General features: G+C 68.4%; 21 protein-coding genes. 8 read left to right on the forward strand and 13 right to left on the reverse strand.

Translation table 11 applies throughout. From position 1 onward, the window contains the following. Positions 1-52 precede the first annotated feature (52 nt). Positions 53-979 (reverse strand): sulfotransferase, encoded by a 927-nt coding sequence (locus ABZ717_RS15835; protein WP_358510387.1) that lies wholly within the window; start codon positions 977-979, stop codon positions 53-55. Between the two features lie 148 nt (positions 980-1,127). Between ABZ717_RS15835 and ABZ717_RS15840 the strand changes: the two genes are divergently transcribed. Next, positions 1,128-3,359, forward strand: a complete 2,232-nt coding sequence (locus tag ABZ717_RS15840; RefSeq protein ID WP_358510390.1) for an alpha-glucosidase — start codon at positions 1,128-1,130, stop codon at positions 3,357-3,359. Positions 3,360-3,463: 104 nt separating this feature from the next. Here the strand turns inward: ABZ717_RS15840 and ABZ717_RS15845 are convergent, their stop codons facing one another. The 6 genes from ABZ717_RS15845 to ABZ717_RS15870 form a co-directional block, all read right to left on the reverse strand. Beyond that, the gene (locus ABZ717_RS15845) at positions 3,464-4,624 is read right to left on the reverse strand and encodes a S8 family peptidase (RefSeq protein ID WP_358510393.1); all 1,161 of its coding nucleotides are present in this window, start codon (positions 4,622-4,624) and stop codon (positions 3,464-3,466) included. 455 nt (positions 4,625-5,079) lie between these two features. Further along, positions 5,080-6,348 (reverse strand): sulfate adenylyltransferase subunit CysN, encoded by a 1,269-nt coding sequence (cysN, locus tag ABZ717_RS15850; protein WP_358510396.1) that lies wholly within the window; start codon positions 6,346-6,348, stop codon positions 5,080-5,082. Between the two features lie 91 nt (positions 6,349-6,439). Beyond that, positions 6,440-7,372: a sulfate adenylyltransferase subunit CysD gene (gene cysD, locus ABZ717_RS15855; protein ID WP_358510399.1), complete on the reverse strand. Its 933-nt coding sequence runs from the start codon at positions 7,370-7,372 to the stop codon at positions 6,440-6,442. A 59-nt stretch (positions 7,373-7,431) separates the two neighbouring features. After that, the gene (locus ABZ717_RS15860; RefSeq protein WP_358510402.1) at positions 7,432-8,223 is read right to left on the reverse strand and encodes a 3'(2'),5'-bisphosphate nucleotidase CysQ; all 792 of its coding nucleotides are present in this window, start codon (positions 8,221-8,223) and stop codon (positions 7,432-7,434) included. Positions 8,224-8,226: 3 nt separating this feature from the next. Continuing rightward, entirely contained in the window at positions 8,227-9,792 is a 1,566-nt protein-coding gene (locus ABZ717_RS15865) for a sugar transferase (protein ID WP_358510404.1), read from the reverse strand. A 342-nt stretch (positions 9,793-10,134) separates the two neighbouring features. Further along, entirely contained in the window at positions 10,135-11,115 is a 981-nt protein-coding gene (locus ABZ717_RS15870) for a DsbA family protein (protein ID WP_358510407.1), read from the reverse strand. Between the two features lie 59 nt (positions 11,116-11,174). Here ABZ717_RS15870 and ABZ717_RS15875 point away from each other — a divergent pair, with 59 nt between their 5' ends. After that, entirely contained in the window at positions 11,175-11,726 is a 552-nt protein-coding gene (locus tag ABZ717_RS15875) for a TetR/AcrR family transcriptional regulator (protein ID WP_358510410.1), read from the forward strand. A 6-nt stretch (positions 11,727-11,732) separates the two neighbouring features. Here ABZ717_RS15875 and ABZ717_RS15880 read toward each other — a convergent pair whose 3' ends face one another. Continuing rightward, on the reverse strand, positions 11,733-12,752 hold the full coding sequence (locus tag ABZ717_RS15880) for a LacI family DNA-binding transcriptional regulator (protein WP_358510413.1): 1,020 nt from the start codon (positions 12,750-12,752) through the stop codon (positions 11,733-11,735). A gap of 173 nt (positions 12,753-12,925) precedes the next feature. Here ABZ717_RS15880 and ABZ717_RS15885 point away from each other — a divergent pair, with 173 nt between their 5' ends. After that, complete coding sequence (locus tag ABZ717_RS15885) at positions 12,926-14,059, forward strand: endo-1,4-beta-xylanase (RefSeq protein ID WP_358510416.1); 1,134 nt, start codon at positions 12,926-12,928, stop codon at positions 14,057-14,059. A 56-nt stretch (positions 14,060-14,115) separates the two neighbouring features. Here ABZ717_RS15885 and pth read toward each other — a convergent pair whose 3' ends face one another. From pth to glmU, 4 genes are all read right to left on the reverse strand, one after another. Beyond that, on the reverse strand, positions 14,116-14,751 hold the full coding sequence (pth, locus tag ABZ717_RS15890; protein ID WP_358510418.1) for an aminoacyl-tRNA hydrolase: 636 nt from the start codon (positions 14,749-14,751) through the stop codon (positions 14,116-14,118). A 105-nt stretch (positions 14,752-14,856) separates the two neighbouring features. Beyond that, a complete protein-coding gene (locus ABZ717_RS15895) occupies positions 14,857-15,453 on the reverse strand; it encodes a 50S ribosomal protein L25/general stress protein Ctc (protein WP_358510421.1) in 597 nt (198 codons plus the stop codon). 393 nt (positions 15,454-15,846) lie between these two features. Further along, a complete protein-coding gene (locus ABZ717_RS15900; protein ID WP_358510424.1) occupies positions 15,847-16,815 on the reverse strand; it encodes a ribose-phosphate diphosphokinase in 969 nt (322 codons plus the stop codon). Positions 16,816-16,832: 17 nt separating this feature from the next. Next, entirely contained in the window at positions 16,833-18,299 is a 1,467-nt protein-coding gene (gene glmU / locus ABZ717_RS15905) for a bifunctional UDP-N-acetylglucosamine diphosphorylase/glucosamine-1-phosphate N-acetyltransferase GlmU (RefSeq protein ID WP_358510427.1), read from the reverse strand. A gap of 548 nt (positions 18,300-18,847) precedes the next feature. Here glmU and ABZ717_RS15910 point away from each other — a divergent pair. The 5 genes from ABZ717_RS15910 to ABZ717_RS15930 all read left to right on the forward strand — a co-directional run bounded on the left by ABZ717_RS15910 (position 18,848) and on the right by ABZ717_RS15930 (position 23,211). Next, a complete protein-coding gene (locus tag ABZ717_RS15910; protein ID WP_358510430.1) occupies positions 18,848-19,828 on the forward strand; it encodes a fatty acid desaturase in 981 nt (326 codons plus the stop codon). A gap of 14 nt (positions 19,829-19,842) precedes the next feature. Next, positions 19,843-20,499 (forward strand): TetR/AcrR family transcriptional regulator, encoded by a 657-nt coding sequence (locus tag ABZ717_RS15915; protein WP_358510432.1) that lies wholly within the window; start codon positions 19,843-19,845, stop codon positions 20,497-20,499. Positions 20,500-20,575: 76 nt separating this feature from the next. Beyond that, on the forward strand, positions 20,576-21,085 hold the full coding sequence (locus ABZ717_RS15920; protein WP_358510435.1) for a MarR family transcriptional regulator: 510 nt from the start codon (positions 20,576-20,578) through the stop codon (positions 21,083-21,085). Between the two features lie 88 nt (positions 21,086-21,173). Then, complete coding sequence (locus tag ABZ717_RS15925) at positions 21,174-22,172, forward strand: SGNH/GDSL hydrolase family protein (protein WP_358510438.1); 999 nt, start codon at positions 21,174-21,176, stop codon at positions 22,170-22,172. 97 nt (positions 22,173-22,269) lie between these two features. Next, entirely contained in the window at positions 22,270-23,211 is a 942-nt protein-coding gene (locus ABZ717_RS15930) for an aldo/keto reductase (RefSeq protein WP_358510441.1), read from the forward strand. On the opposite strand, the gene ABZ717_RS15935 is transcribed toward ABZ717_RS15930, so the two are convergent. Continuing rightward, positions 23,212-23,697 carry a glutathione peroxidase gene (locus ABZ717_RS15935; RefSeq protein WP_358510444.1) on the reverse strand — a complete coding sequence of 162 codons (486 nt, stop codon included), beginning with the start codon at positions 23,695-23,697 and terminating at the stop codon, positions 23,212-23,214. Positions 23,698-23,704: the final 7 nt, after the last annotated feature.

The following is a 23,704-nucleotide window of genomic DNA, read 5'->3' on the forward strand; positions in this document are numbered from 1 at the left end:
CGATACGTTATTTTTCGTATATACAACATCCCTCGCGGCCGCACAGCGGACATCAGTACCCATAGCGCCCGCGGAGTGGTGTGGTGACCGCGGCGACCAGACGGCGCCGCCAGGAGGGCAGGTCCTCTCGCCAACGGTGGTCGGCCCGAACACCGACGGGCCCGCTCCGAAAACGCATCGGATTGCCCGAGATCGCGTGCCCCACGGACAAGCGCACTCCCCCCTCCCCCAGGGCGAGCGACGGCCCGTCGTGACCCGCGAACTCCGCGATCCGCCCGAACTCGGCCTCCGGATCGGCGACGAAGTCCTCGTAACGGACCCTCAGGGTGGGGACCCCCAGCCGCGCCAGGGCGTCCATCGAGGCGTTCTGCGTCATCCACTGCACCGCGGCGCGCCCCGCGGTGTACCGCGCCATCTCCTGTTCCTCGCTGGCGGCGGTGGCGTCGGGGCGAACCACCCTCTTGCTCCAGGAGTGGGCCACGGCGCGAGGGTCGCGCACCACGTGCAGCAGTCGCATCCGACCGCCGTAGCGGCGCCGCAGACAGGCCGCCAGGGAGGCGTGCTTGCTGGCGTCGACGATCACCCGCGCCCCGGAGATCTCGGCGACGGCGGCGTAGAGCCGGTGGTACAGGTCGGTGTAGCGCATGCCCCGCGCGGCGACGGAACTCTCGTCGGCGGCCTCGTTGAGCAGGAGCGGCAGGAACCGGGTGCGGTCCACGCTGTCCTTCAGGCTCAGGACCCGGGGCAGGTCCAGTCGTTCCCACCCACCGAAGGCGCGCTTGCCGACCTCCACCCAGAACCCGCAGTCGGCGAACGTCGCGCCACAGCCACAGCGCTCGTTCTCCAACAGGCCGCGGCGCCACAGGTGCACGACCTCTCCGACGGAACAGAACCCGGGCAGCTCTCCGAGGAGACGCTCGATCAGGGTCGAGCCGGAACGGCCCATCCCCCCGACGAAGACCAGTCGATATCCATCCACATCCCCAGGGTATTACTTTCGGTCACTTCATCGGAGCGAAAGGTCACCATTCCCTCGGCTCTCGGAGCACATCCTTCCCAAAGCGACTCCGGGCGTCATAACGTGACCCGGGCCACTCCCGACGCTCACGCACCTGGAGAGACCCCCTATGGCCCGATCCCCCTGGACACGTCGTGCGTTCCTCACCCTGGCCGCGGTGGTCGGAGCCGCCGGGGTCGGGGCGGTCGTCGCCCACCACACGGCCCGCGCCCGCTACGCTCCCCCGATCCCACTCGCCACCGGGGTCCTGACCGTGGCCGACGACGTACCCGCCACCATTTCCTTCGGTGACCACCGGATCACCCTGACGAAGAACGGCCTGGACCTGCGCGACCACCGTGATCGCTCCCTGTGGGCTTCCGGAAGCGCCTTCCTCGCAGTGGTCCACGGCTCGCTCACCTGGCACGAACACGTGGGCCACTTCTCCTCCGAACGCGTCCTCGACTTCGCCGGGACGGACCAGACCGTCACCGAACTGGCCCACGACACCCGGAACGTGACCCTGCGCGGCCGGCTCGCCGGCCCCGGATCCGTCGAGGGTTCCGAGTACACGCTCACCCTGCGCTCGGTGGACCGAGAGCGTCTGGGGGTCGAGGTGGAGGTCCTCGGCGGCGACCTTGTACTGCTGCGTTTCGACCGCGCGGCCGAGGAGGGGATACACGGACTCGGCGCCCAGTTCACCGACTTCGACCTCACCGGCCGCTACGTGCCCGTCGTGGTGCGCGAGCAGGGGGTGGGGCGCGGTCGCGAACCCCTCACCACCCTCGCCGAACTCACCCAGGGCGGCGGTGGCGCGCCGGAGACCACCTACGCCGCCATCCCCTTCGCCGTCACCGACGCCCTGCGCGCGGTGTCGGTGGACACCCACCACCCGAGCGCCTTCGACCTACGTCCGAACGACCGCTTCGACGTGGAGGTGTGGCGCCCCTCGGTCCGAGCGACCCTGTACTCGGGGGACACACCCGCCGACCTGCTACGGGCGCACACCGAGGACACCGGGCGACCCGAACCCCTCGCCGAGTGGTCCGGCGAGGGCGCCGTCGTCGGGGTCCAGGGCGGCACCGAGGCCGTACGCGCCGCCGTGGCCGACCTGCGCGCGGCCGGGGCCCGGATCACCGGTGTGTGGGTACAGGACTGGTCCGGGCAGCGGCGGACCGGGTTCGGTGAGCGCCTGTGGTGGAACTGGGTCCTGGACCGCGAACGCTATCCGGGGTGGGAGGAGCTGGTCGCCGAGCTGGACGCGGACGGCATCCGGATGCTCACCTACGTCAACCCGTTCGTGGTGGACACCTCCGACAAACCCGATCCCGCCCGGCGCGACCTGTTCCACGAGGCGTTGGCCGCGGGCTTCCTCGTGGCCCGTCCCGACGGCGGCCCCTACCTTCTGGACCAGGGCGGGTTCGAGGCGGCCCTGGTGGACCTGACCCATCCGGACGCGTGGGAGTGGTTCCGCGACGTGATCGTCGACGAGGTCGCCGGGGCCGGGGCTTCGGGGTGGATGGCGGACTTCGCCGAAGGGCTGCCGCTGGACGCGGTGCTGCACGACGGGGATCCCAAGGAGTGGCACAACCGTTGGCCGGTGGAGTGGGCACGGCTCAACCAGGAGGCCCGTGAAACTGCCGGGATCCCCGACGCCCTGGTGTTCCACCGCTCCGCCGGAGCGGGTTCGGCCGCGCACGCGGGCCTGTTCTGGGCCGGGGACCAGTTGGTCACCTTCGATCGGCACGACGGGTTCGGTTCGGCGATTCGGGGCCTGTTGTCGGCCGGGGTGTCGGGGATGACCCTGAACCACAGCGACACGGGCGGGTACACCGGCCTGGACCAACCGCTCGTGGGGGTGTCGCGGGACCGAGAACTGCTCCTGCGTTGGGTGGAGACCAACGTGTGGGGGCCGGTGCTGCGCACGCACGAGGGGAACCTGCCGGGAAGCAACGCCCAGGTGTACGACGCCGACTCTCGCGAGGCCTTCGCCGAACAGACCCGGGTCTTCGAGGCCCTGGCCGAGTATCGCCGTGGGGTGGTCGCCGAGGCGGTGGAGACCGGTATGCCGGTACTGCGGCACGTGTGGCTGCGTCACCCCGACAGCGCGGCGGCCCGTTCGGACGAGGTGTTCCTCTTCGGCGACTCGTTCCTGGTCGCGCCGGTGCTCGGAGCCGGAGAGTCGGAGGTGACGGTGACGTTGCCGCCCGGCACCTGGCGACACCTGTGGAGCGGCGATCGACACGAGGGCGACGAGGAGGTGACCGTGCCCGCGCCGCCGGGCCGACCGGCCGTGTTCTTCCCGGAGGGCGACGCCCGGGGTGAGGAACTACGAGAACGCCTCGGTGACCTCGTGGACTGACGCGGCCCCGGGCCGGAGGATGGAACCTCTGGCCCGGGGCCGTCCCGTCGGCTGTCGATCAGTCCGTGTTGCGGACGCGCGGGGTCTCCACAACGCGGTGGGTCCTACAGACCCTCGACGTTCAGCAGAAGGTTGACGGTGTCGCTGGGCACGCCGCTCAGCTTGTCGTCGCCACCGTTGGTGGTCATCCAGTCCAGGATGGTGTCCTGGTCGTCGTCACCCTGTCCGCTCTTGTACAGAGCGGCGGCGCCGGCGACGTGCGGGCTGGCCATCGAGGTGCCGCTGTAGGTGTCGGTCCCGCCACCGGGGATGGTCGACTCGACGTCCACGCCCGGGGCGTAGATGTCGACGGCGGGGCCGTAGTTGGAGAAGGACGCGGCGGCGTCGCTCTCGTCGGAGGCACCGACGGAGACGACACCCTCGGCACCGCCCGGGGAGACGTTGTCGGTGTCCTGGCTCTCGTTGCCCGCGGCCACGGCCACGAACACACCGGAGGCCGACAGGTTGTTGACGGCGTCGTCGACGGCCTGGGAGGCGGGGCCGCCCAGCGACATGTTGGCCACGGCGCCGGCCTCGGCGTTCTCGGCCACCCAGTCGATACCGGCGATGACGTCGTCGTAGGAACCGGAGCCGTCGTCGCCCAGGACCTTCACGCCGACCAGGTCGGCGCCGGGGGCGACACCGTAGGTCTCGGAACCGACCGTACCGGCGACGTGGGTGCCGTGGCCCTGTCCGTCCATGCCGTCGCCACCGCTGGCGTCGAAGCCGACCGAGGCGCGGCCACCGAACTCGGGGTGCTCCGGGTCGATGCCGGTGTCGATGACGTAGACCGTGCTGCCGGAGCCGTCGGCCTCGGTGGTGTAGGAGTCGTCCAGGGGCAGGTCCTCCTGGTCGATCCGGTCGAGACCCCAGGTGAGGTTGATCTCGGCCTCGCCGACCTGCTCGATGTAGGCGACGCCGTCCTGGGCCCGCAGGTCCTGGACCTCGGAGCCGCTCAGCGAAGCCGAGTAGCCGTTGATGACCTCTTCATAGGTGTGGTTCACCTGGTCGGAGGAGATCCCCAGGGACGAAGGGGAGACCGAGGAAGTGGTGATCGAGTCCTCCAGGACGACGAACCAGTCGCTGCCCGTGGCGGAGGAGGTGGTGTAGACCGGCGCGAGGTCGTCGGCGCCGGCGGCGGTGGCCCCGGTGAGGGCCATGGGGATGGTGAGCGCGCCGACCGCGACGGCGCCGATGGCAACCCTGCGGGTGGGGTGCTTCTTCACGCGGTTTCCTCCTTGTGGGGGTGATGGGGGTTCCAACACAGACCGTTCTCACCGTGCGTATTCGCTCGATTGCGAACTGCCTGTGATTTGGACACTTTAGGCAGACTTGAACCTCGATTTCCATACTTGTGGAGATTTTTTTCTTCGAGTCTCATTCATCCCATGTCTGACAAAGGGCGCCGAAACCGCCGCCCCGGCCTGACAAACCGCCAGACCGCCACCCTCATAACCGGCCCTAACGCCCGGTAACTTCGACCCCATGGTGGACACCATTCACACGGATCAATTCGGTACCGCGAACCGGAAAACCGCATCCTAAACCTTTACGTTCGGAAATCCAGACGTAACATTTCACCTTTGTTCGACGCGATCGGATCATCCTTCCCGACCGGAACACGAGAACGGGACCGTCCGAGGACGATCCCGTTCACGAAGCGTGTCTGGACGGCCGAACGCTACTCGGCCTTGACCACCATCCCGGCGCCCACCGTGACGTTGGTGGCCTCGTCGATGAGGATGAACCCGCCGGTCTGCCGGTTCTTCGTGTACTCGTCCACGAACAACGGCTGGGTGGAGCGCAGTCGGACCCGACCGATCTCGTTGAGCGCCAGGTGGTCGGCCCGCTCGTCACGGTGCAGCGAGTTGACGTCCAACCGATAGCGCAGATCCTTGACCATCACCTTCGCGGTACGGGTCGTGTGCTTGACGATGAGCTTGGAGCGCGGGGTGAGCTTTCGGGTGTCCGTCATCCAGCACACCATCGCCTCGATGTCCTGGGAGACGGTCGGGGTGTTGTTGGGGCGGCAGATCATGTCGCCCCGGGAGATGTCGATGTCGTCCTCCAACAGGAGGGTGACCGACATGGGCGAGAAGGCCTCGGAGACCTCGCCGTCGGCGGTGAGGATCCGCGACACCCGCGTGGACAGTCCCGAGGGCAGGTGGGTGACCTCGTCGCCAGGCTTGAGCACACCACCGGCGAGCCGGCCGGCGTAGCCGCGGTAGTCGTGCAGTTCGGGATCGTCCGACCTGTGCGGACGGATGACGTACTGCACCGGGAAGCGCGCGTCGATGAGGTTGCGGTCCGAGGCGATGTGCACGTTCTCCAGGTGGTGCAGCAGCGAGGGGCCCGCGTACCAGGGCGTGTTCTCGGACCTGCTCACCACGTTGTCGCCGTGCAGCGCCGAGATCGGCACGAACGTCAGGTCGCGCGTGTCCAGCTTGGCGGCGAACTCGGTGAACTCGGCCTTGATCTCCTCGAAGCGGTCCTGGGAGTAGTCGACCAGGTCCATCTTGTTCACCGCCAGCACCAGGTGCGGCACCTGGAGGAGGGTGGTGAGGAAGGCGTGGCGACGGCTCTGTTCCTGAAGACCCTTGCGGGCGTCCACCAGGATGATCGCCAGGTCCGCGGTGGAGGCGCCGGTGACCATGTTCCGGGTGTACTGGAGGTGCCCGGGGGTGTCGGCGATGATGAACGTGCGCTTGGGCGTGGCGAAGTAGCGGTAGGCCACGTCGATGGTGATGCCCTGTTCGCGCTCGGCTCGTAGACCGTCGGTGAGCAGCGCCAGGTTGGTCTGTTCCTCACCGCGGGCGACGCTGGTGCGCTCCACGGCGTCGAGTTGGTCCTCGAAGATCGACTTGGAGTCGTACAGCAGTCGGCCGATGAGGGTGCTCTTGCCGTCGTCGACGGAGCCCGCCGTGGCGAACCGCAGGATGTCGTTGGTCATGTACCTGGTCCAATGTGCGAGGAGTGAGAAGGTCGAAGCGTAGACACCGAAGGTTCCTGACTCTTAGGACTTTTAGGGCGCCCGAACACGACTAGAAGTAGCCCTCGCGCTTGCGGTCCTCCATGGCGGCCTCACTGGCCCGATCGTCCGCCCGCGTCTGACCACGCTCGGTGATCCGGGTCGCCGCGATCTCGGCGATGATGTCCTCCAGCTCCACCGCGTTGGACTTGACCGCGCCCGTGCAGGTCAGGTCGCCGACGGTGCGGTAGCGGACGGTCTCGACGAAGGGGACCTCGGTCTCGTCGCGGTGGATGAGCGGGGAGTCGGCGAGGAGGATGCCGTCGCGCTCGAACACGCTGCGCTCGTGCGCGTGGTAGATGGAGGGCAGCTCCAGCCGCTCGCGCTTGATGTACTCCCACACGTCCAGCTCGGTCCAGTTGGAGATGGGGAAGACCCGGATGTGCTCGTCGCGGTTGATCCGGGTGTTGTACACGTCCCACAGCTCGGGACGCTGGTTCTTGGGGTCCCACTGGCCGAACTCGTCCCGGAAGGAGAAGACCCGTTCCTTGGCCCGGGCCTTCTCCTCGTCTCGACGGGCACCACCGAAGGCCGCGTCGAAGCCGTTCTCCTCGATGGCCTCCAACAGGGCCGAGGTCTGGAGCCGGTTGCGGCCGGCCCAGCGCCCGGTGGGCTCCACCACCTTGCCCGCGTCGATCTGCTCCTGCACCGAGGCGATGACCAGGCGCACCCCCGCCTCGGCCACACGGCGGTCGCGGAAGTCGATGACCTCCTCGAAGTTGTGGCCGGTGTCCACGTGCATCACGGGAAACGGGATCGCTCCCGGCCAGAACGCCTTCTCGGCCAGACGCAGCATGACGAGAGAGTCCTTGCCACCGGAGAAGAGCAGCACGGGCCGCTCGAACTCCGCGGCCACCTCGCGCATGATGAAGATGGACTCTGCCTCGAGCACGTCCAGCTGGGAGAGCTGGTAACGCCCGAGGGTCTGCTGACTGGCCTGACCCATGAAACCCGCCTTAGAAGTACCGACACACATGGCCGGACCCACCGCGGAGGATCGTTCGGTCAGCCCCCCGCGTGAGGGCCGGCGCTGTCAAGGTCCGCGCCGTCGCGGATGCTAGCCAACAACATACCCGACAATTCCGATCGACATACAAGGACATCGGGGAGTAGTGGGTCGGCTACGTTATAGCGAAGTTCGGAGCCGTCGATCCGGGAGGTGTGCAGCCCGGCGGCGCGCGCGACCGCGACCGGGGCCGCGCTGTCCCACTCGTACTGGCCGCCCGCGTGCACGTAGATGTCGGCCATGCCGAGCAGCACGGCGCAGATCTTCGCCCCCGCCGACCCCATCGGGATGACCTCGGCGCCCAACTGGGTCGCCATGCGCTGCACGAAGGCAGGTGGTCGGGTCCGGCTGGCGGTGATGCGCAGCCGTTGCCCCTCCGGACGTTCCTCCGGCAACCACGGTGGGTCGACCGTGGACAGGCAGCTGCCCTGCGCGGGCAGGGCGACCGCCCCGGCGACCAGGTCGCCGTTCTCCCACAGCGCCACGTGCACGGCCCAGTCGGTGCGACCTGGCTCGGAGAACTCCCGAGTGCCGTCGAGGGGATCGATGATCCACACGCGATGCGCGTTCAGTCGCGCCGGGTCGTCGGCGCCCTCCTCCGACAACACCGCGTCGCTGGGTCGCAGGCGACCGAGCGTGGAGAAGAGGAACTCGTGCGAGGTCCGGTCGCCCAGTGTGCGCAGGACCTCGGGCTCGTCGAATCCGTGGCGGGCTCGTAGGCGCAGCAGCAGCTGTCCGGCCTCGCTCGCCAGGTCTCGGGCCACCTCATGATCGTTTCGGATGCTCTTCACCGGCTAGTATGCTCCCGCCCCACGGATCACCGCTGACCACGTCTTCCACAGGATCTGGATGTCCAACGTCAGCGACCAGTTTTCCACGTACCGCAAGTCCAGACGGACCGATTCCTCCCAAGAGAGGTCGGAACGACCGCTGACCTGCCACAGGCCCGTCAACCCCGGTTTGACCACCAACCTCCGTCGAACGTCGTGCCCGTACCGGGCGACCTCCTCCGGCAGCGGCGGCCTGGGACCGACGAGCGACATCTCTCCGCGTACCACGTTGAGGAGCTGCGGAAGCTCATCGAGGGAGTAGCGGCGCAGCCACGTCCCCACGGACGTGACCCTGGGGTCCCGCCGCATCTTGAAGAGCACACCGTCGTGCTCGTTTCGGGATTGGAGCACCGTCTTCAGCGCTTCGGCCCCGACCACCATCGTACGGAACTTGTAAACAGTGAACTCGGTCCCGTCCCGTCCTACGCGTGTCTGGCGGAACAGGACGGGACCGCCGTCCTCGGCACGGATCAGGACGAACAACACGATGTACACGGGCGAGAGCAGGACGAGGGCGAGGATCGCGGCGCAACGGTCGAAGGCCCCCTTGAACAACCGTCGGGCACCGACGAGTTCGGGGTGCTCCACGTGTAGCAGCGGCAGCCCCGCGACCGGACGGATCGTGGTGCGCGGACCGGCGACCTCCATGAGGGCGGAGGCGACGGTGAGGTCCGTCCCCGTCTTCTCCAGCCGCCAGGCGAGCCGGCGCAGCTCCACCCCGTCCATCTCCGGACAGGCCAGTACCGCGACGACGTCCGCCCGGACCAGTGCGGCGGCGTCGGCGGCTTCGGAGAAGGTGCCCAGGACCGGGCATCCCTCCACCTCGGTGACACCGGCCTCGTGTTCGGGCAGGCACACGCCGACGACCACCATGCCGTGGTAGATCTCGTCGCGAAAACGGGTGATGAGCTCGCCCGCGGCGCTGCGGTGGCCGACGACCACCACGCCGCTGACGCACCGTCCGGCGCGGCGGCTGCGGTGCAGGGCCTTACGGCGCGCGTAGCGCAGGCCGAGGCCGAGCAGGACGATGAGCGGCAGGGTGATGAGCACGTAGCCGCGGGCCAGGTCGAACTTGACGGCGTAGGCGCCGATCGCGACGGTCGCGGCGAGCACCGCCCCGGCCATGGCGACCCGACGATATTCCTCCGTGCCGACTCCGAGGAAGCGACGTTCGTATCCGCCGCCGAGAAGCACGAAGAGCACCCACACCGGCGGGAAGACGAGTCCAAGGAGCAGATAGGGCGCGGTGGCGTCGGTGCCCAGGGAGCCGTGGAACCTCACGGCGACCCCCGCGAAGCAGGCCAGGAGCGCGGCGAGGAGATCGAGTCCGATCAGATCGACGACGTAGCGGCGCAGCCAGCCGTCGGCCCGGGGTACGGGTCCGGGTCGATCGACGACCCGAATTCGGCGCGGTCTCGGGCCGGCGCCCCATACCGGCGGTCCCTCTGGTCCTACGGTCGCACGGACGTCGGCGGATGGTCCCGCCACGACCGTGGGCTCTTCCTGGATGGTCCCACTACCTGTGATCACGCACTCTCCCAAGACCACGTAAGGCTTCGGTTACTCACGATGGGTAATCGCCCCTGGCGCCATGGGACTCACGCGGAGGGTATGAGCGGGGCGTGCCGTCGGGCGCAAAGTACGTACCGCCAACCCGAACAGTAACCAAAAGTAGTGGAAAAGTCGCTTGGAGTTGCCACGCGAGGCGGAAGAAGTCCCGTTCCCGGCAAGAATGTGGCTGTCTTGAGACCGGGACCGGCCCCACCGAAGGGGACATCTCGGAGGCCGAGCCCACCAGGACCGAAACCCGTCACACAGCGCGACGCCCCGCCCGGTGGTACCGGGCGGGGCGTCGATGAGACAGTTCGGAGGCTAGGCCAGGGCCGGGTTCATCACCGCGGCCAACCGCAGGTGCGGTCGGGCCGACTCCCGCTCCCCCTGACGCTGGAGCGTGCGCCCCAACAGCAGGTGGGCGTAAGCGTCGTCGGCCCCCTCGGAGACGAGTTGCTCCAGCGTGCGGCGGGCCCGACCCAGCTGAGCCGAGTGGAAGTAGGAGCGCGCCACCAGCAGGCGGAGCGCCGGGTCCGAACCGTGTTCGTCCATGAGCGGGCCGAGCAGTTCGAGCGCGCCCAGCGGGTCCCGCAGGGCGAGCAGGGCCTCGGCCCGTCGCATGCGTTCCACCTCCTCGGGCAGCTCCCGAGGTCGCCGGGCGGCGGCCTCGGTCAGGAAGTCCACGATCAGCGCCGGGTCCTGGGCCCCGGACAGGGACATCCCGTTGACGACGAAGGTCGGGGAGGTGCGCACCCCCTCGGCCTTGCCGATGAGCAGGAGTTCACGCACCCTACGGTCACCGGCCTCGGCCGAGAGCTCACCGCCCCGGTCGGAACCGGCGTCGGCGGCGATCGCGGCCAGCACGGCGTGGTCGGCGATGTCACGGCCCTCCACGAAGTGGGCGCGCAACAGCCGCTCCACCACCGCGTCCTGGAGCGCGGGGCCGCCCTCCTCCTCGGCCAGGGCCAGCAGACGGTGGGCGTCGTGGGTGTTCGCGCGCCAGGCGGCGCCCCACTCACCCTCGATGCCCTCGGCCGCGGCCAGTTCGGACACCTGGAACAGCTCGCCGTCGGCGGCGTCCCCGGATTCCGGACCACGGGACCGGAGGGCCTCCTCGACAAAGGGGTCGCGCATGACCTCGTCGATCGGCTCGGACACGGCGGGAGCGGTGGGGTCGATTCGGTAGGGACGCCACACGACCTCGGCCGACTCTCCGGTCCAGCCCTTGAGCGCCCTCTCCAGACGGCGCTTGCCGATGTACGCCCAGGGGCAGACCGGGTCCGCCCAGATCTCGATTCTCATGTCGCCAAGATAAACGACACTCGTTGCTAAAGCAACACCTGTTGTTTATGCTGTGGGTCATGAACCCCGACGATCCCCGGGTACGCCGGACCCGCCAACGCCTGCGCGCGGCACTGTTGTCCCTGGCCGCGGAACAGGAACTCGCCACCGTCACCATGGCCGCCGTCGCCCGCAGGGCCGAGGTCAACCGGGCCACCGCCTACCAGCACTATGCCGACCTGGATGGGCTGGTCGCCGACGCCATGGAGGACGCGGTGGCGCACGTGGCCCGTTGCGCGGTGCTGTGCCCGCTCGACACCCCCGGCGACGCGACCCCCGAGCCCCTGGTCGACCTGTTCGCCCACGTGGTGGAGAACGCCGTGCTCTACCGACGGATGTTCGCCGAACGTGGCAGCGCCCGCTTCGCCGAACTCCTGCGCGAACGTGTCGCCGGCGCACTGGTGTCGGGGTTCTCCGAGGGACGGCGCCCCGCGACGCATTCGCGGGTCCCCCCGGAACTGCACGCCTCGTTCGTTGCCGGCGCACTGGTGGGCGCGATCGCCGTCACGGCCGAGGGTGGCCGCTCCCCCGACATCGACGCCCGCGACACCTGGCTCCTGCTCACCCGCTGACCCGGGTCAGCGGTTCGGGGGCGTGGTGCTGTCGCGGACCACGAGCCGCGTGGCCAGTTCGATGCGCGAGCTCTCGATGTTCTCGGCCCGGACGATCCGCTGGATGGTGCGCACCGCCATCCGACCCATGTCCGCCAAGGGCTGGCGGACCGTGGTCAGGGGCGGCGACGACCAGCGCGCCTCGGGCAGGTCGTCGAACCCGACCACGCTGACGTCGTCGGGCACCCGGAGCCCGCGCTGTCGCAGCGCCTCGTACACACCAAGGGCCATCTGGTCGCTGGAGACGAACACCGCGGTGGGCGGGTTCTCCCCCTCGAACAGTTTCTGACCGGCCCGGAAACCCGACTCGTAGGTGTACTTCCCCGAGGCGATGAGGCCGTCCTCCACGGCGATCCCGGCCATCTCCAGCGCGGCCCGGTACCCGTCCATCCGGGCCCGGCTGCACCACAGCTCCGGGCGCCCCTCGACGAAGCCGACGCGTCGGTGACCCAGTTCGATGAGGTACTCGGTGGCGCTCAACCCGCCCGACCAGTTGGTGGCACCGATGGTGGGGGTGGCCAGGTCCGGGACGCCCACGGCGTCGATGACCACGGCCGGCACCTTCAGCTCCCGCAGCTCCTCGTTCAGCGAGGGGTCCAGGTCGGTCGTGACCAGGATGACGCCGTCGCTGACCCGGGCCCGAACGTTGTCCAACCATTGTCGGGCCGAGGTCGCCCTGCGATGTATCGCCGAGACGACCACCCCGGCGCCCGACTGGTGGGCGACGTCCTCCACCCCACGGATGATCTCCACCGCCCACGGGCTGTCCAGGTCGTTGAAGACCAGGTCGATCAGGCCGACACGTTCCTTCGACCGCTGCCCACGACGTCGGTAGCCGTGCGTGCGCAACAGCTTCTCGATCCGCTCCCTGGTGGCGGGGGCGACGTCTTCGCGCCCGTTGAGGACACGAGAGACCGTGGGGGCCGAGACTCCGGCCTCCGCGGCGATGGCGGAGATGGTGACGTCTCGGGATGGGGTACCGACCACTGATCCTCCTTGGTGCTCACCCAGAGTACGAGCCCCCGGGACCACCGGCCCCGGAATTCCTCCCCCGTAGGGGTCTTGACGCTCACCGGGCCCCGATCTACTGTCCATTTCCACTCATGTTTCGGAATATTGCCGAAAAGTTTCGGAACCCGACCCTCTGGAGTGCCCCCGCAATGAGACAAGTACGAACGTCGACGCTCCTGGTCGGAGCCGCGGTCGCCGCCCTGGCCGTACCTCTGACCCTCTCCCCCGCCCTTTCGAACTCCAACGCCCGACCGGCCGAAACGGTCGGCGACGCACAACAGGTGACTCTGGGAGACGCCGCCCCCGACGGCCTGGTCATCGGCAGCGCCGTGGCCGGTGGCGGACACCACGGTGACCAGGACTACCCCGACCCCTTCACCGGTGACGCCCCCTACCGGAACCTGCTCGCCACCGAGTTCACCTCTCTGTCGGCGGAGAACCAGATGAAGTGGGACCACCTTCGCCCGGACCGGGACACCTACGCCTTCGACGAAGCCGACGCCATCGTCGAATTCGCCCGGGCGAACGGGCAGGTCGTGCGCGGCCACACCCTCCTGTGGCACAGCCAGAACCCCGAATGGCTGGAGAACGGCGACTTCACCGACGAAGAGCTCCGCGACATCCTGCGGGACCACATCGAGACCGTCGTCGGACGCTACGCCGGACAGATCCAGCAGTGGGACGTGGCCAACGAGATCTTCGACGACAACGGGAACCTGCGGACCCAGGAGAACGTCTGGATCCGCGAACTCGGCCCGGAGATCATCGCCGACGCCTTCCGTTGGGCGCACGAGGCCGACCCCGGGGCCGAGCTGTACCTGAACGACTACAGCGTGGAGAGCGTCAACGCCAAGAGCGACGCCTACCTCGCGCTCAGTCGGGAACTGCTCGCCGACGGTGTGCCCCTGCACGGGTTCTCCGCCCAGGGACACCTGAGCCTGCAGTACGGCTTCCCCGCCGACCTGGAGGACAACCTGCGTCGCTTCGAGGAGCTCGGACTGGGCACCGCCCTGACCGAGGTGGACGTGCGTATGCCCCTCGCCGAGGGCGCGGAGCCCACCGAGGAGCAGCTGCGGCAACAGGCCGACTACTACGCGCGAACCCTGGAGGCCTGTCTCAACCTGGACTCCTGCGGCTCCTACACGGTCTGGGGACTGCCGGACAAGTACTCCTGGGTCCCGGTGACCTTCGAAGGTGAGGGCGCCGCCACCATCTACTGGGACGACCTGACCACCAAGCCCGCCTACGACGCGCTCTTGGAAGCCCTGCTCGACGCCTCCTGAGCCGGCACCCGGGCGGGGCGACGACCCCGGATCCCGTGCCCGCCCGGGGCCATCGGTCAAGCGGCGGTGTGGAAGACGTTCTGCGCCTTGCCCAGACCGTCGGTCAGGATGGTACGGACCGCGTCGGCCGCCCGATCCACGTTCAGGTCCAGCTCACGGCTCTCGGTGGTGGAGAAATCGCGCAGGACGTACGCCGCCGGGTCCATCCGTCCGGGGGGACGGCCCACGCCGAAACGCACCCGAAGGTAGTCGGGGCCGCCCAGGGAGGCGGTGGTCGACTTCAGCCCGTTGTGGCCGCCGGAGCCCCCGCCCTTCTTCAGCTTCAGGGCCCCGTAGTCGATGTCCATCTCGTCGTGCACGACGATGATCCGCTCCATGGGGACCTTGTAGAACTTCGCGAGCCCGGCGACCGGGCCCCCGGACACGTTCATGAAGGTACGGGGCTTGGCCAGGACCACGGCGGCGCCGTCGATTCGGGTCTCCACGACCTCGGCGTGCGCCTTGTGGGCCTTCCATCGCTCACCCTTGTCGGCCGCCAGCGCGTCCACCACCATGAAGCCGGCGTTGTGCCGGTTCCCCGCGTACTTGGGGCCTGGGTTGCCCAACCCCACGACCAACCATCGCTCGGTCTCGGCCATGTCCTTGTCGTCCCTGCTCTTCCTGACACCCAGCCTGCTCAAAAAGCCCCACATGTCGAATGACCCTATCGAGACGCGTCCGGGCTCCGAAACGCCGAACGCGCGGACCCCTGGGGGCCCGCGCGTTCGGTGTGAAACTCGTGATGACGAGTCGCCGACTTACTCGGCTGCGTCACCAGCGGCCTCGGCGGCCTCGGTGCTGGTCTCCGGCTCCTCGTCCACGCGAGGCGCGGAAACGGTGAGCACGGTGGTCTCAGCGTCGTCCACCAGGGTTGCGCCCTGGGGAAGCTCGACCTCTCCGGCGGTGGGAACGGCACCGATCTCCATGCCCTGGATGTCGAACACGACCTGGTCGGGGATGTTGTTGGCCTCGACCAGAACGCGAACGGTCACCAGCTCCTGGTTGAGAACACCCGGGGCCTTGACCTCGCCGGTCAGGACCAGGGGCACCTCGACCTCGACCCGCTCGCCCTTGGTCACGACGAGCAGGTCGACGTGCTCCAGGAAGCCCTTGATGGCATCGCGCTGGATGCTCTTGGGCAGGGCGAGGTTGTCCTTGTCCAGACCCTCGATGCGGATCAGGACGTTCGGGGTCTTCAGGGCGAGCATGAGCTCGTGGCCCGGCAGGTTCAGGTGGCGGGGCTCGGTGCCGTGGCCGTAGAGGACGGCCGGCACCTTACCCGCGCGGCGGGCGCGACGAGAGGCGCCCTTGCCGAATTCCGTGCGGGGCTCGGCAGCGATACGTACCTCGGACACGACAAAACTCCTCGGGTTCAACCCCGCAGCACGGGGAACACGACTCCAGTAGTACGAACGATTCCCGCCCTCGGCGGGGAATACGGCGGGGTCGCCCATCTGGTTGGGGACTCGACCACCCAGGTTCCAGGCGTGCCCGGCGAGCCGCCACCGGACCCGCCCGGCCCGGGAACGCTCGTCGCGCACCCCTGCCCGTGTGGGTTTACCAGATGGGGAACACACGCGGGAAGCGCGCGCATCCATCCGGGCACGGGGACACTCGGTCAAGTCTACTGCTTCTGGTGACGACTCCGTACATCCCCCACCGGGGCCCACCCGCGAAGCGGTGGACCCCGGTGGGGGACGGGCGTTTCAGCGCCTGAGAGGGCCTCTGATGTGAGGCCGTTCTCTCACTCAGTCGAACAGGCTGGTCACCGAACCGTCGGTGAACACCTCGTTGACCGCACGGGCGATCAGCGGGGCGATCGACAGCGTGGTCAGCTTGTCGAAGCAACGCTCATCGGGGATGGGGAGCGTGTTGGTGATGACGACCTCGGAGATGCGCGAGTTCTGCAGACGCTCGGCGGCCGGCCCCGAGAGGACCCCGTGGGTGGCCGCGACCAGGACCTTCTTGGCGCCCTGCTCGAAGAGGGCGTCGGCGGCCTTCACGATGGTGCCACCGGTGTCGATCATGTCGTCGACCAGGACGCAGACGCGGTCCTTGACCTCACCGACGACCTCGTGCACCTTCACCTCGTTGGCGATGTCCGGGTCACGACGCTTGTGGATGATGGCCAGCGGCGCGCCCAGACGGTCGGCCCAACGGTCGGCGGTGCGCACGCGGCCGGCGTCGGGGGAGACCACGGTGATCTCGGAGTGGTCGACCTGGGCACCGATGTGGTCGGCCAGGATCGGCAGCGCGAACAGGTGGTCCACCGGCCCGTCGAAGAAACCCTGGATCTGGTCGGTGTGCAGGTCGACGGCCATCATCCGGTCCGCGCCCGCGGTACGGAACAGGTCCGTCATGAGGCGGGCGGAGATGGGCTCGCGGCCGCGGTGCTTCTTGTCCTGGCGCGCGTAGCCGAAGAACGGGGTCACCACGGTGATCCGCTTGGCGGAGGCACGCTTGAGCGCGTCCACCATGATCAACTGCTCCATGATCGACTCGTTGATCGGGTCCGCGTGACACTGGATCACGAAGGCGTCGGACCCTCGCACCGACTCCAGGTAGCGAACGAAGATCTCGCCATTGGCGAAGGTGTCGAACCGGGTGGGGACCACGTCGATCCCCAGCTCCTTGGCCACCTCCTCGGCCAGCGCGGGGTGCGTGCGCCCCGAGAAAAGCATCAGTTGTTTCTGCCCGGTGGCCTTCATCCCGGTCACGTGATTCTCCCCCACAGTCACTGCTCGTCGGCGTCGGCGCCCGCGCGCCGTTCCGCCTGCTCCGCCGCTTCGGCGGAGGCTGTTCCCGGACGCTTGCGAAGCGTCCAGCCCTCGACGTTACGCTGCCGGTGTCCCTCGGAAACGGCCAGGGCCCCCGGCGGAACGTCGTCGCGGACCACGGTCCCGGCGCCGGAGTAGGCGCCGTCGCCCACGGTCACGGGCGCGACGATGGTGTTGTCGCTGCCGATGCGCACGTGGTCGCCGATGGTGCTCCGGGACTTGTCGACCCCGTCGTAGTTGACGAACACCGAGGAGCAGCCGATGTTGCTGCCCACACCGATGTCGGCGTCGCCCACGTAGGTCAGGTGCGGGATCTTCGATCCGGCGCCCACGTTCGAGTTCTTGACCTCGACGAAGGCCCCGGCCTTGGTCCGCCCGGCCAGGCGGGTGCCCGGCCGAAGGTAGGTGTAGGGACCGACGCCGGCCTCGGCCCCGATCTCGGCGCCGTCCGCGGTGGTCTGTCGCACCACGGCGCCGTCACCGACGACGGTGTCGCGCAGGTCGGCGCCGGGGCCGATCTCGGCGTCCTCGCCGATGCGGGTGGTGCCGTACAGCCGGGTGTCGGGGTGCACCACGGTGTCGCGACCGATGACGACCTCGGCCTCCACCCAGGTCGTCGCGGGGTCCACGATGGTGACGCCGGAGAGCATGAGGTCATGCAGGAGACGGTCGTTGAGCAGTCGACGGGCCTCGGCGAGCTGGACGCGGTTGTTGACGCCCTGGACCTCGTGCCAGTCGTCGGCGACCCACGCGCCGACCCGGTGACCGTCGCCGCGGAGCAGACCGACGACGTCGGTGATGTACTCCTCACCCTTGGCGTTGTCACTGGACAGACGCTGGACGACCTCGGTGAGCAGGGCCGCGTCGAAGGCGTACATGCCGGAGTTGATCTCGTCGATGGCGAGCTGATCGGGCGTCGCGTCGGACTGCTCGACGATCTCGGTGAACCCGCCGTCGGCGTCGCGGACGATGCGGCCGTAGCCGTGCGGGTCGGGGACCCGGGCCGACAGGGCCGTGACGGCGTTGCCCTCGCGCTCGTGTTCGGCGATCAGACCGACCAGGGTCTGGCCGCGCAGGAGCGGGGTGTCACCACAGGTGAGAACGGCGGTCCCGGTGAGCTTGAGCCCTTGCCGGGCCAGGTCCTCCAGGGCCATGCGCACCGCGTGACCGGTGCCGTTCTGTTCCTCCTGGATGGCGGTGGACGCCTCTGGGGCGACCCGCGAGAGGTGCTCGGTGAAGTGTTCACGCTTGTGGCCGAGCACCACCACCGTGTGTTCGGGATCGGTCGCCCGCGCCGCTTCGAGAACGTGGCCGAGCATGCTGCGGCCGCCGATCTCGTGCAGCATCTTGGGGAGCTTGGACTTCATCCGGGTGCCCTCTCCCGCGGAGAGGACGATGACGGCAGCCGGGCGTTTCACGCTCACTGAAGGAGACCCCTCGTGATAGCTGGCACTTGAACAGTCGGCTCACCCTTCGGCGGCGCGTCCCGCATGCCGAGCGGGCGGCCGTCGGATGACCGGCGGCCGACATGGGAAGGATACATGCGCGTCATGAGCGCTCTTCTGCGGTGGCGCGCGTGGAGGGTGACACCGATTTCGGGCGCCGTACGGCGGAACCACGGGATGTGGCGGGGAAAGGCCACCCGAGTGGGACCGCGGCTCGTGTGATCCACACGATCGTGTGGTCACCGTCTCAGGCCTGACGGCGGGCCGCTCCCGGACCAGGGCTCGAACCTGGACGATGGGGACCAAAACCCCACATGCTGCCGATTACATCATCCGGGAACGCGACGGGCGGTCCGCCCGTGCGTCCGCCACCAACATAGCGCCTTTCACTGAGGGCTTGCCAAACCTACGGGGACGTAGGTTACGGTTACGTAGGAATAGGTTGGGCCGTCCCGCCGGGTACACCAAACCCCTGTGACGCCGTACTGACCAGCGACGACGTTTCCTGCGACGAGGTGTGCAAGACCATGACCGCTGCCCCTGAAGTTCCCGCCGAAGAGACCGAGAGCACCGCGACACGCGCCGCCAAACGTGAGCCGATTCCCGAGTACGAGCCCGAACTGAGGGGCAAGGCCGAGCGCTACACCGTCTTCGCGTTCGTGTTCGTCCCGCTACTCGCCCTGCTCGCCGCGGTGCCGTTCTTCTGGGGTTGGGGCCTGACGATCACCGACATCGTCATCGCGACGGTCTTCTACGTGATCAGCGGTCTGGGCATCACCGTCGGCTTCCACCGTCACTTCACACACGGTTCCTTCAAGGCCAATCGCCCGCTGCGCATCGCGCTGGCGGTCGCCGGAAGCCTGGCCATCGAGGGCAGTGTCATCAAGTGGGTGGCCGACCACCGCCGCCACCACAAGTACGCGGACGCCGAGGGCGACCCGCACTCGCCGTGGCGCTTCGGCGACGACTGGAAGTCCGTGGCCAAGGGCATGTACTACGCACACATGGCGTGGATGTACCTGGACGAGAAGAAGACCTCACCGCGCCGCTTCACCCCGGACCTGCTCAAGGACAAGGACGTCGTCCTCGTCGACAAGCTGTTCCTGCCGATCGTGCTGTTCTCGCTGTTCGCCCCGGCCGCCATCGGTGGTCTGGTCACCATGTCCTGGTGGGGCGCGGTCACCGCCTTCTTCTGGGCCAGTCTGGTCCGCATCGCCCTGCTGCACCACGTCACCTGGTCGGTCAACTCCATCTGCCACACCATCGGCGAGGAGAACTTCGAGGTGCGCGACCGCTCCCGCAACGTGTGGTGGCTGGCCATCCCGTCGTTCGGCGAGTCCTGGCACAACCTGCACCACGCGGACCCGACCTGCGCCCGCCACGGTGTACTCAAGGGCCAGATCGACATCTCCGCCCGGGTCATCTGGGCGTTCGAGAAGTTCGGCTGGGCCACCAAGGTGCGCTGGCCCAACAACGAACGACTCGCCGCCAAGCGGGTCAAGGTCTAGGATCGGTAACCATCATGGGAGCAGCCGACAGCGAACAGGGGACCCGCGTGCGCCGCAAGCGCATGACGGGCAAGGAGCGTCGGCAACAGCTGTTGGGGATCGGCCGGGAGCTGTTCGCCGAACGAGGGTTCGACGCGACCTCCGTTGAGGAGATCGCCGCGCGGGCCGGTGTGTCCAAACCCGTGGTGTACGAGCACTTCGGCGGCAAGGAGGGCATCTACGCCGTCGTCGTGGACCGGGAGATGCGCACGCTCCTGGACATGATGGGCGAGGCCCTCACCGCGGACAACGCACGGAACAAGATCGAGAAGGCGGCCCTGGCCCTGCTGCGCTACGTCGAGGAGGACAGCGTCGGTTTCCGGGTACTCACCCGCGACTCCCACGTGGCCTCCGGGACGGGCAGTTTCGCCAGCCTGATCAACGACATCGCCAGCCAGGTCGAACACATCATGGCCGACGAGTTCGACGAACGCGGTTACGATCCCGGACTCGCTCCCATGTACGCGCAGGCACTCGTGGGCATGTGGGCGCTGACCGGCCAGTGGTGGCTGGAAGTGCGCAAGCCCAAGCGCGAGGTGGTCGCGGCCCACCTGGTCAACCTGGCCTGGAACGGGCTCTCCGCGCTGGAGGCCAAGCCGAGGTTGGACACGCGCCGCAAGCGCTCGGTTTGAAGGACATCGACGGTGGGGCGGGTACGTTTCGTGTACCCGCCCCACTATCTTGATGTCAAGAGATAGGCTGTGTCCCATGCGCGATGAGGTGGATGGGCTCTTGGAGGCGTGGCGCTCCCAACGGCCGGACGTGGACGTGTCACCGCTAGAGGTGTTCAGCCGGGTGTCCCGGCTCGCCCGCCACCTGGACCGTGCCCGGCGCACCGTGTTCACCGAGCACGCCCTGGAACCCTGGGAGTTCGACGTCCTCGCCGAACTACGCCGCTCCGGGCCACCCTACGAACTCAGCCCCGGCCGACTGCTGCGCGCCACCCTGGTCACCTCCGGCACCATGACCAACCGGGTCGATCGTCTGACCGCCGCAGACCTGGTGCGCCGCCGCCCCGACCCCGCCGACAAACGCGGTGTGCTGGTGCGGCTCACCGACAAGGGCGCCGAACGCATCGACGCCGCGCTGGCGTCCCTGCTCAGCTACGAGGAGACCCTGCTCGCCCCCATGCCCGCCGCCGAACGCGAGCAGTTGGCATCGTTACTGAGAAGCCTCTTGGCCCCCCTCGACAGGACGCCCTCGGGCCAGCAAGGCTAGTTACTCGGCGGTATCCGTCCTCTCACCGGGGATCCGCCTCTGGGCGCGCGAGTCAATTGCCACTACAGGGTCTTGGTTGGAGAGCATTGTGAGAATCCGGTGGACGGCCGCGGTCGCCGCGGTCCTGGTGGTCGCGGGATGTTCCGGAGGGGGTGGCGAGGAGGAGACGAGCACCTCCACGCAGAGTCACTACCTCTCCCTGGGAGACTCGCTGACCGTCGGTGTGCAGCCCGACGAGTCCGGTATCCAGCGTGAGACCCCGGAGGGGTACACCGACGTCCTGTACCGCACGCTGAAGGACGCCGACTCCACGCTCCAGCACGAGCGGATGGGCTGTGGCGGTGAGGACACCACCACGTTCATCGAGGGCGGGATCGCCGACTGCGACACCCGCTACGAGCAGGGCTCCCAGCTGGATGAGGCCGTGGACTTCCTTGAGGAGCACGAGGGCCGGGTCGGTCTGGTCACCCTCACCATCGGCGCCAACAACTTCACCGACTGCGTGGAGGGCATCGCCCCCGAGACCGGGAGCAGGACCGAGCTCGACATCGACGATGTCGGCCTGGACCGGGACTGCGTCGACGACGGCCTCGAACGGCTGGAGACCGAGGTCCCGGTGATCGCCGAACGGCTCACCGACGCGGCCGGTCCGCAAACCCAGATCGTCGCGATGACCTACTACAACCCCTTCCTCGCCCTCTCACTGCTGGAGGAGAACGAGGAGAGCGGCGGGGACGCCGAAGAGTCCGAGGACGTCTCCGAGGACATCCCCCGGGAGAACGCGGACGAGGTCGCCGAGGACGCCGAGGCGGGTGTGGCGGAGGGCACCGTCGAAATCATGGAGGACGTCAACGACTCCCTCACGACCACCTATCAGGCGGCCGGGATCGACGTCGCCGACGTCGATGAGGTGTTCGACGGCTCCAACACCACCGTGCCCGACGACAGCGGCACCGGGATGCCGGTCAACCTGCAGAACGTCTGCGACCTGACCTGGATGTGCAACACCGCCCAGGGTCCGGACATCCACACCAACCTCGCCGGGGCCCAGGAGATCGCCGAGGTCTTCCGCGAGCGGGTCCGGTAGTACCTCTTCGCCCGACGGCACCGCCGTGGTCCGCGACAGCAGTATTCGCAAGCAATGGTTCGAGGTCTCCCGTGGGGACCTCCTGAAAGGGATTTCCATGAACCGCATCCCGCGCACCGACATCGACGTCTTCCCGCTGCAACTGGGCGGCAACACCTTCGGCTGGACCTCCGACCGCGAGACCTCGTTCGCGGTGCTCGACGCGTTCGTCGCCGCCGGCGGCAACTTCATCGACACCGCCGACAGCTACTCGGTGTGGGTCGAGGGCAACGAGGGCGGCGTGTCCGAGAAGATCATCGGCGAGTGGGCGGCCGCGCGCGGCAACCGCGACCAGGTCTTCATCGCCACCAAGGTCGGCGGCCTGCCCACCCGCCCGGGGCTGTCGGCCGAGAACGTCGACGCCGCGCTGAACGAATCGCTCGCGCGTCTTCGGACCGACCACGTCGACCTCTACTACGCGCACTACGACGACGAGAAGGTCTCCATCGAGGACCAGGCCCGCCTCTTCCATGACCTGGTGAAGTCCGGGCGCGTCCGCCACTTCGCCCTGTCGAACCACTCCCCCGAGCGCACGCGCGAGTGGTTCGAGGTAGCGACCCGAGAGGGCCTGACCCTGCCGGTGGCGATCCAGCCGCAGTACAACCTGATCCACCGCAAGGACTACGAGCAGGGCTACGCCCCGATCGCCCGCGAGTACGACGTCGCGGTGCTCCCCTACTTCGCGCTGGCGTCCGGGATGCTGACCGGCAAGTACCGCACGGCCGCCGACCTGGAGGGCAAGGCGCGCAAGGGCATGGCCGAGGGGTTGCTGACCGACGACGCCCTCAAGGTCGTGGACACCCTGGTGGAGATCGCCGAGGCCCGCTCCTGCGAGCCCGCGACCGTCGCCCTCGCCTGGCTGCCGGCCAAGGGCGTCACCGCCCCGATCGCCTCCGCCAGCAACGTCGACCAGTTGCCCGCCCTGGTCGCCTCGACGTCGCTGGAGCTCACCGAGGCGGAGGTCGCCTCCCTCGACGCGGTGTCCAGCCCGTTCGCCTGATCAGCGAGGCAGCGCGCCCTCGATGAGGTCGACGACCTCGGGGGCGTCGGGGACCGTGGTGGGGCGGAAGCGGTGGACGGTGTTGTCCGGCAGCACCAGGAACTTCTCGAAGTTCCACTTCACCTTCCCCGCCTTGCCCTCGGCGTCGGGGACCTCCGTGAGCTCGGCGTAGAGAGGATGCCGGCCCCGGCCGTTCACCTTGACCTTGCCCATCATGGGGAACGTCACGCCCCAGGTCATCGAGCAGTACTCGGCGATCTTGTCGTCACCACCGAACTCCTGGAGGAACTGGTTGCTGGGAAAACCCAGGACCGTGAAGCCACGGTCGGCGTAGCGCTTCTGGAGCTCCTCCAACGCGCCGTACTGCGGGGTGAGACCGCACCGGGAAGCGACGTTCACCACCAGGCGCACCTTCCCGGCCCACTCGCCGAAGGTGGTCTCGCGCCCGTCGATCAAGGTCACCGGGATGTCGTCCAGTTCCGCCATGTCGCTC

Source organism: Nocardiopsis sp. NPDC006832 (assembly GCF_040635885.1).
GTDB lineage: Bacteria > Actinomycetota > Actinomycetes > Streptosporangiales > Streptosporangiaceae > Nocardiopsis.

Excerpts from the sequence above, each read along its gene's own strand:
- ABZ717_RS15840 (WP_358510390.1), top strand. The coding sequence starts at position 1,128 with ATGGCCCGATCCCCCTGGACACGTCGTGCGTTCCTCACCCTGGCCGCG.
- cysN (WP_358510396.1), bottom strand. The coding sequence starts at position 6,348 with ATGACCAACGACATCCTGCGGTTCGCCACGGCGGGCTCCGTCGACGAC.
- cysD (WP_358510399.1), bottom strand. The coding sequence starts at position 7,372 with ATGGGTCAGGCCAGTCAGCAGACCCTCGGGCGTTACCAGCTCTCCCAG.
- ABZ717_RS15870 (WP_358510407.1), bottom strand. The coding sequence starts at position 11,115 with ATGAGAATCGAGATCTGGGCGGACCCGGTCTGCCCCTGGGCGTACATC.
- ABZ717_RS15875 (WP_358510410.1), top strand. The coding sequence starts at position 11,175 with ATGAACCCCGACGATCCCCGGGTACGCCGGACCCGCCAACGCCTGCGC.
- ABZ717_RS15885 (WP_358510416.1), top strand. The coding sequence starts at position 12,926 with ATGAGACAAGTACGAACGTCGACGCTCCTGGTCGGAGCCGCGGTCGCC.
- pth (WP_358510418.1), bottom strand. The coding sequence starts at position 14,751 with ATGTGGGGCTTTTTGAGCAGGCTGGGTGTCAGGAAGAGCAGGGACGAC.
- ABZ717_RS15910 (WP_358510430.1), top strand. The coding sequence starts at position 18,848 with ATGACCGCTGCCCCTGAAGTTCCCGCCGAAGAGACCGAGAGCACCGCG.
- ABZ717_RS15915 (WP_358510432.1), top strand. The coding sequence starts at position 19,843 with ATGGGAGCAGCCGACAGCGAACAGGGGACCCGCGTGCGCCGCAAGCGC.
- ABZ717_RS15920 (WP_358510435.1), top strand. The coding sequence starts at position 20,576 with ATGCGCGATGAGGTGGATGGGCTCTTGGAGGCGTGGCGCTCCCAACGG.
- ABZ717_RS15930 (WP_358510441.1), top strand. The coding sequence starts at position 22,270 with ATGAACCGCATCCCGCGCACCGACATCGACGTCTTCCCGCTGCAACTG.
- ABZ717_RS15935 (WP_358510444.1), bottom strand. The coding sequence starts at position 23,697 with ATGGCGGAACTGGACGACATCCCGGTGACCTTGATCGACGGGCGCGAG.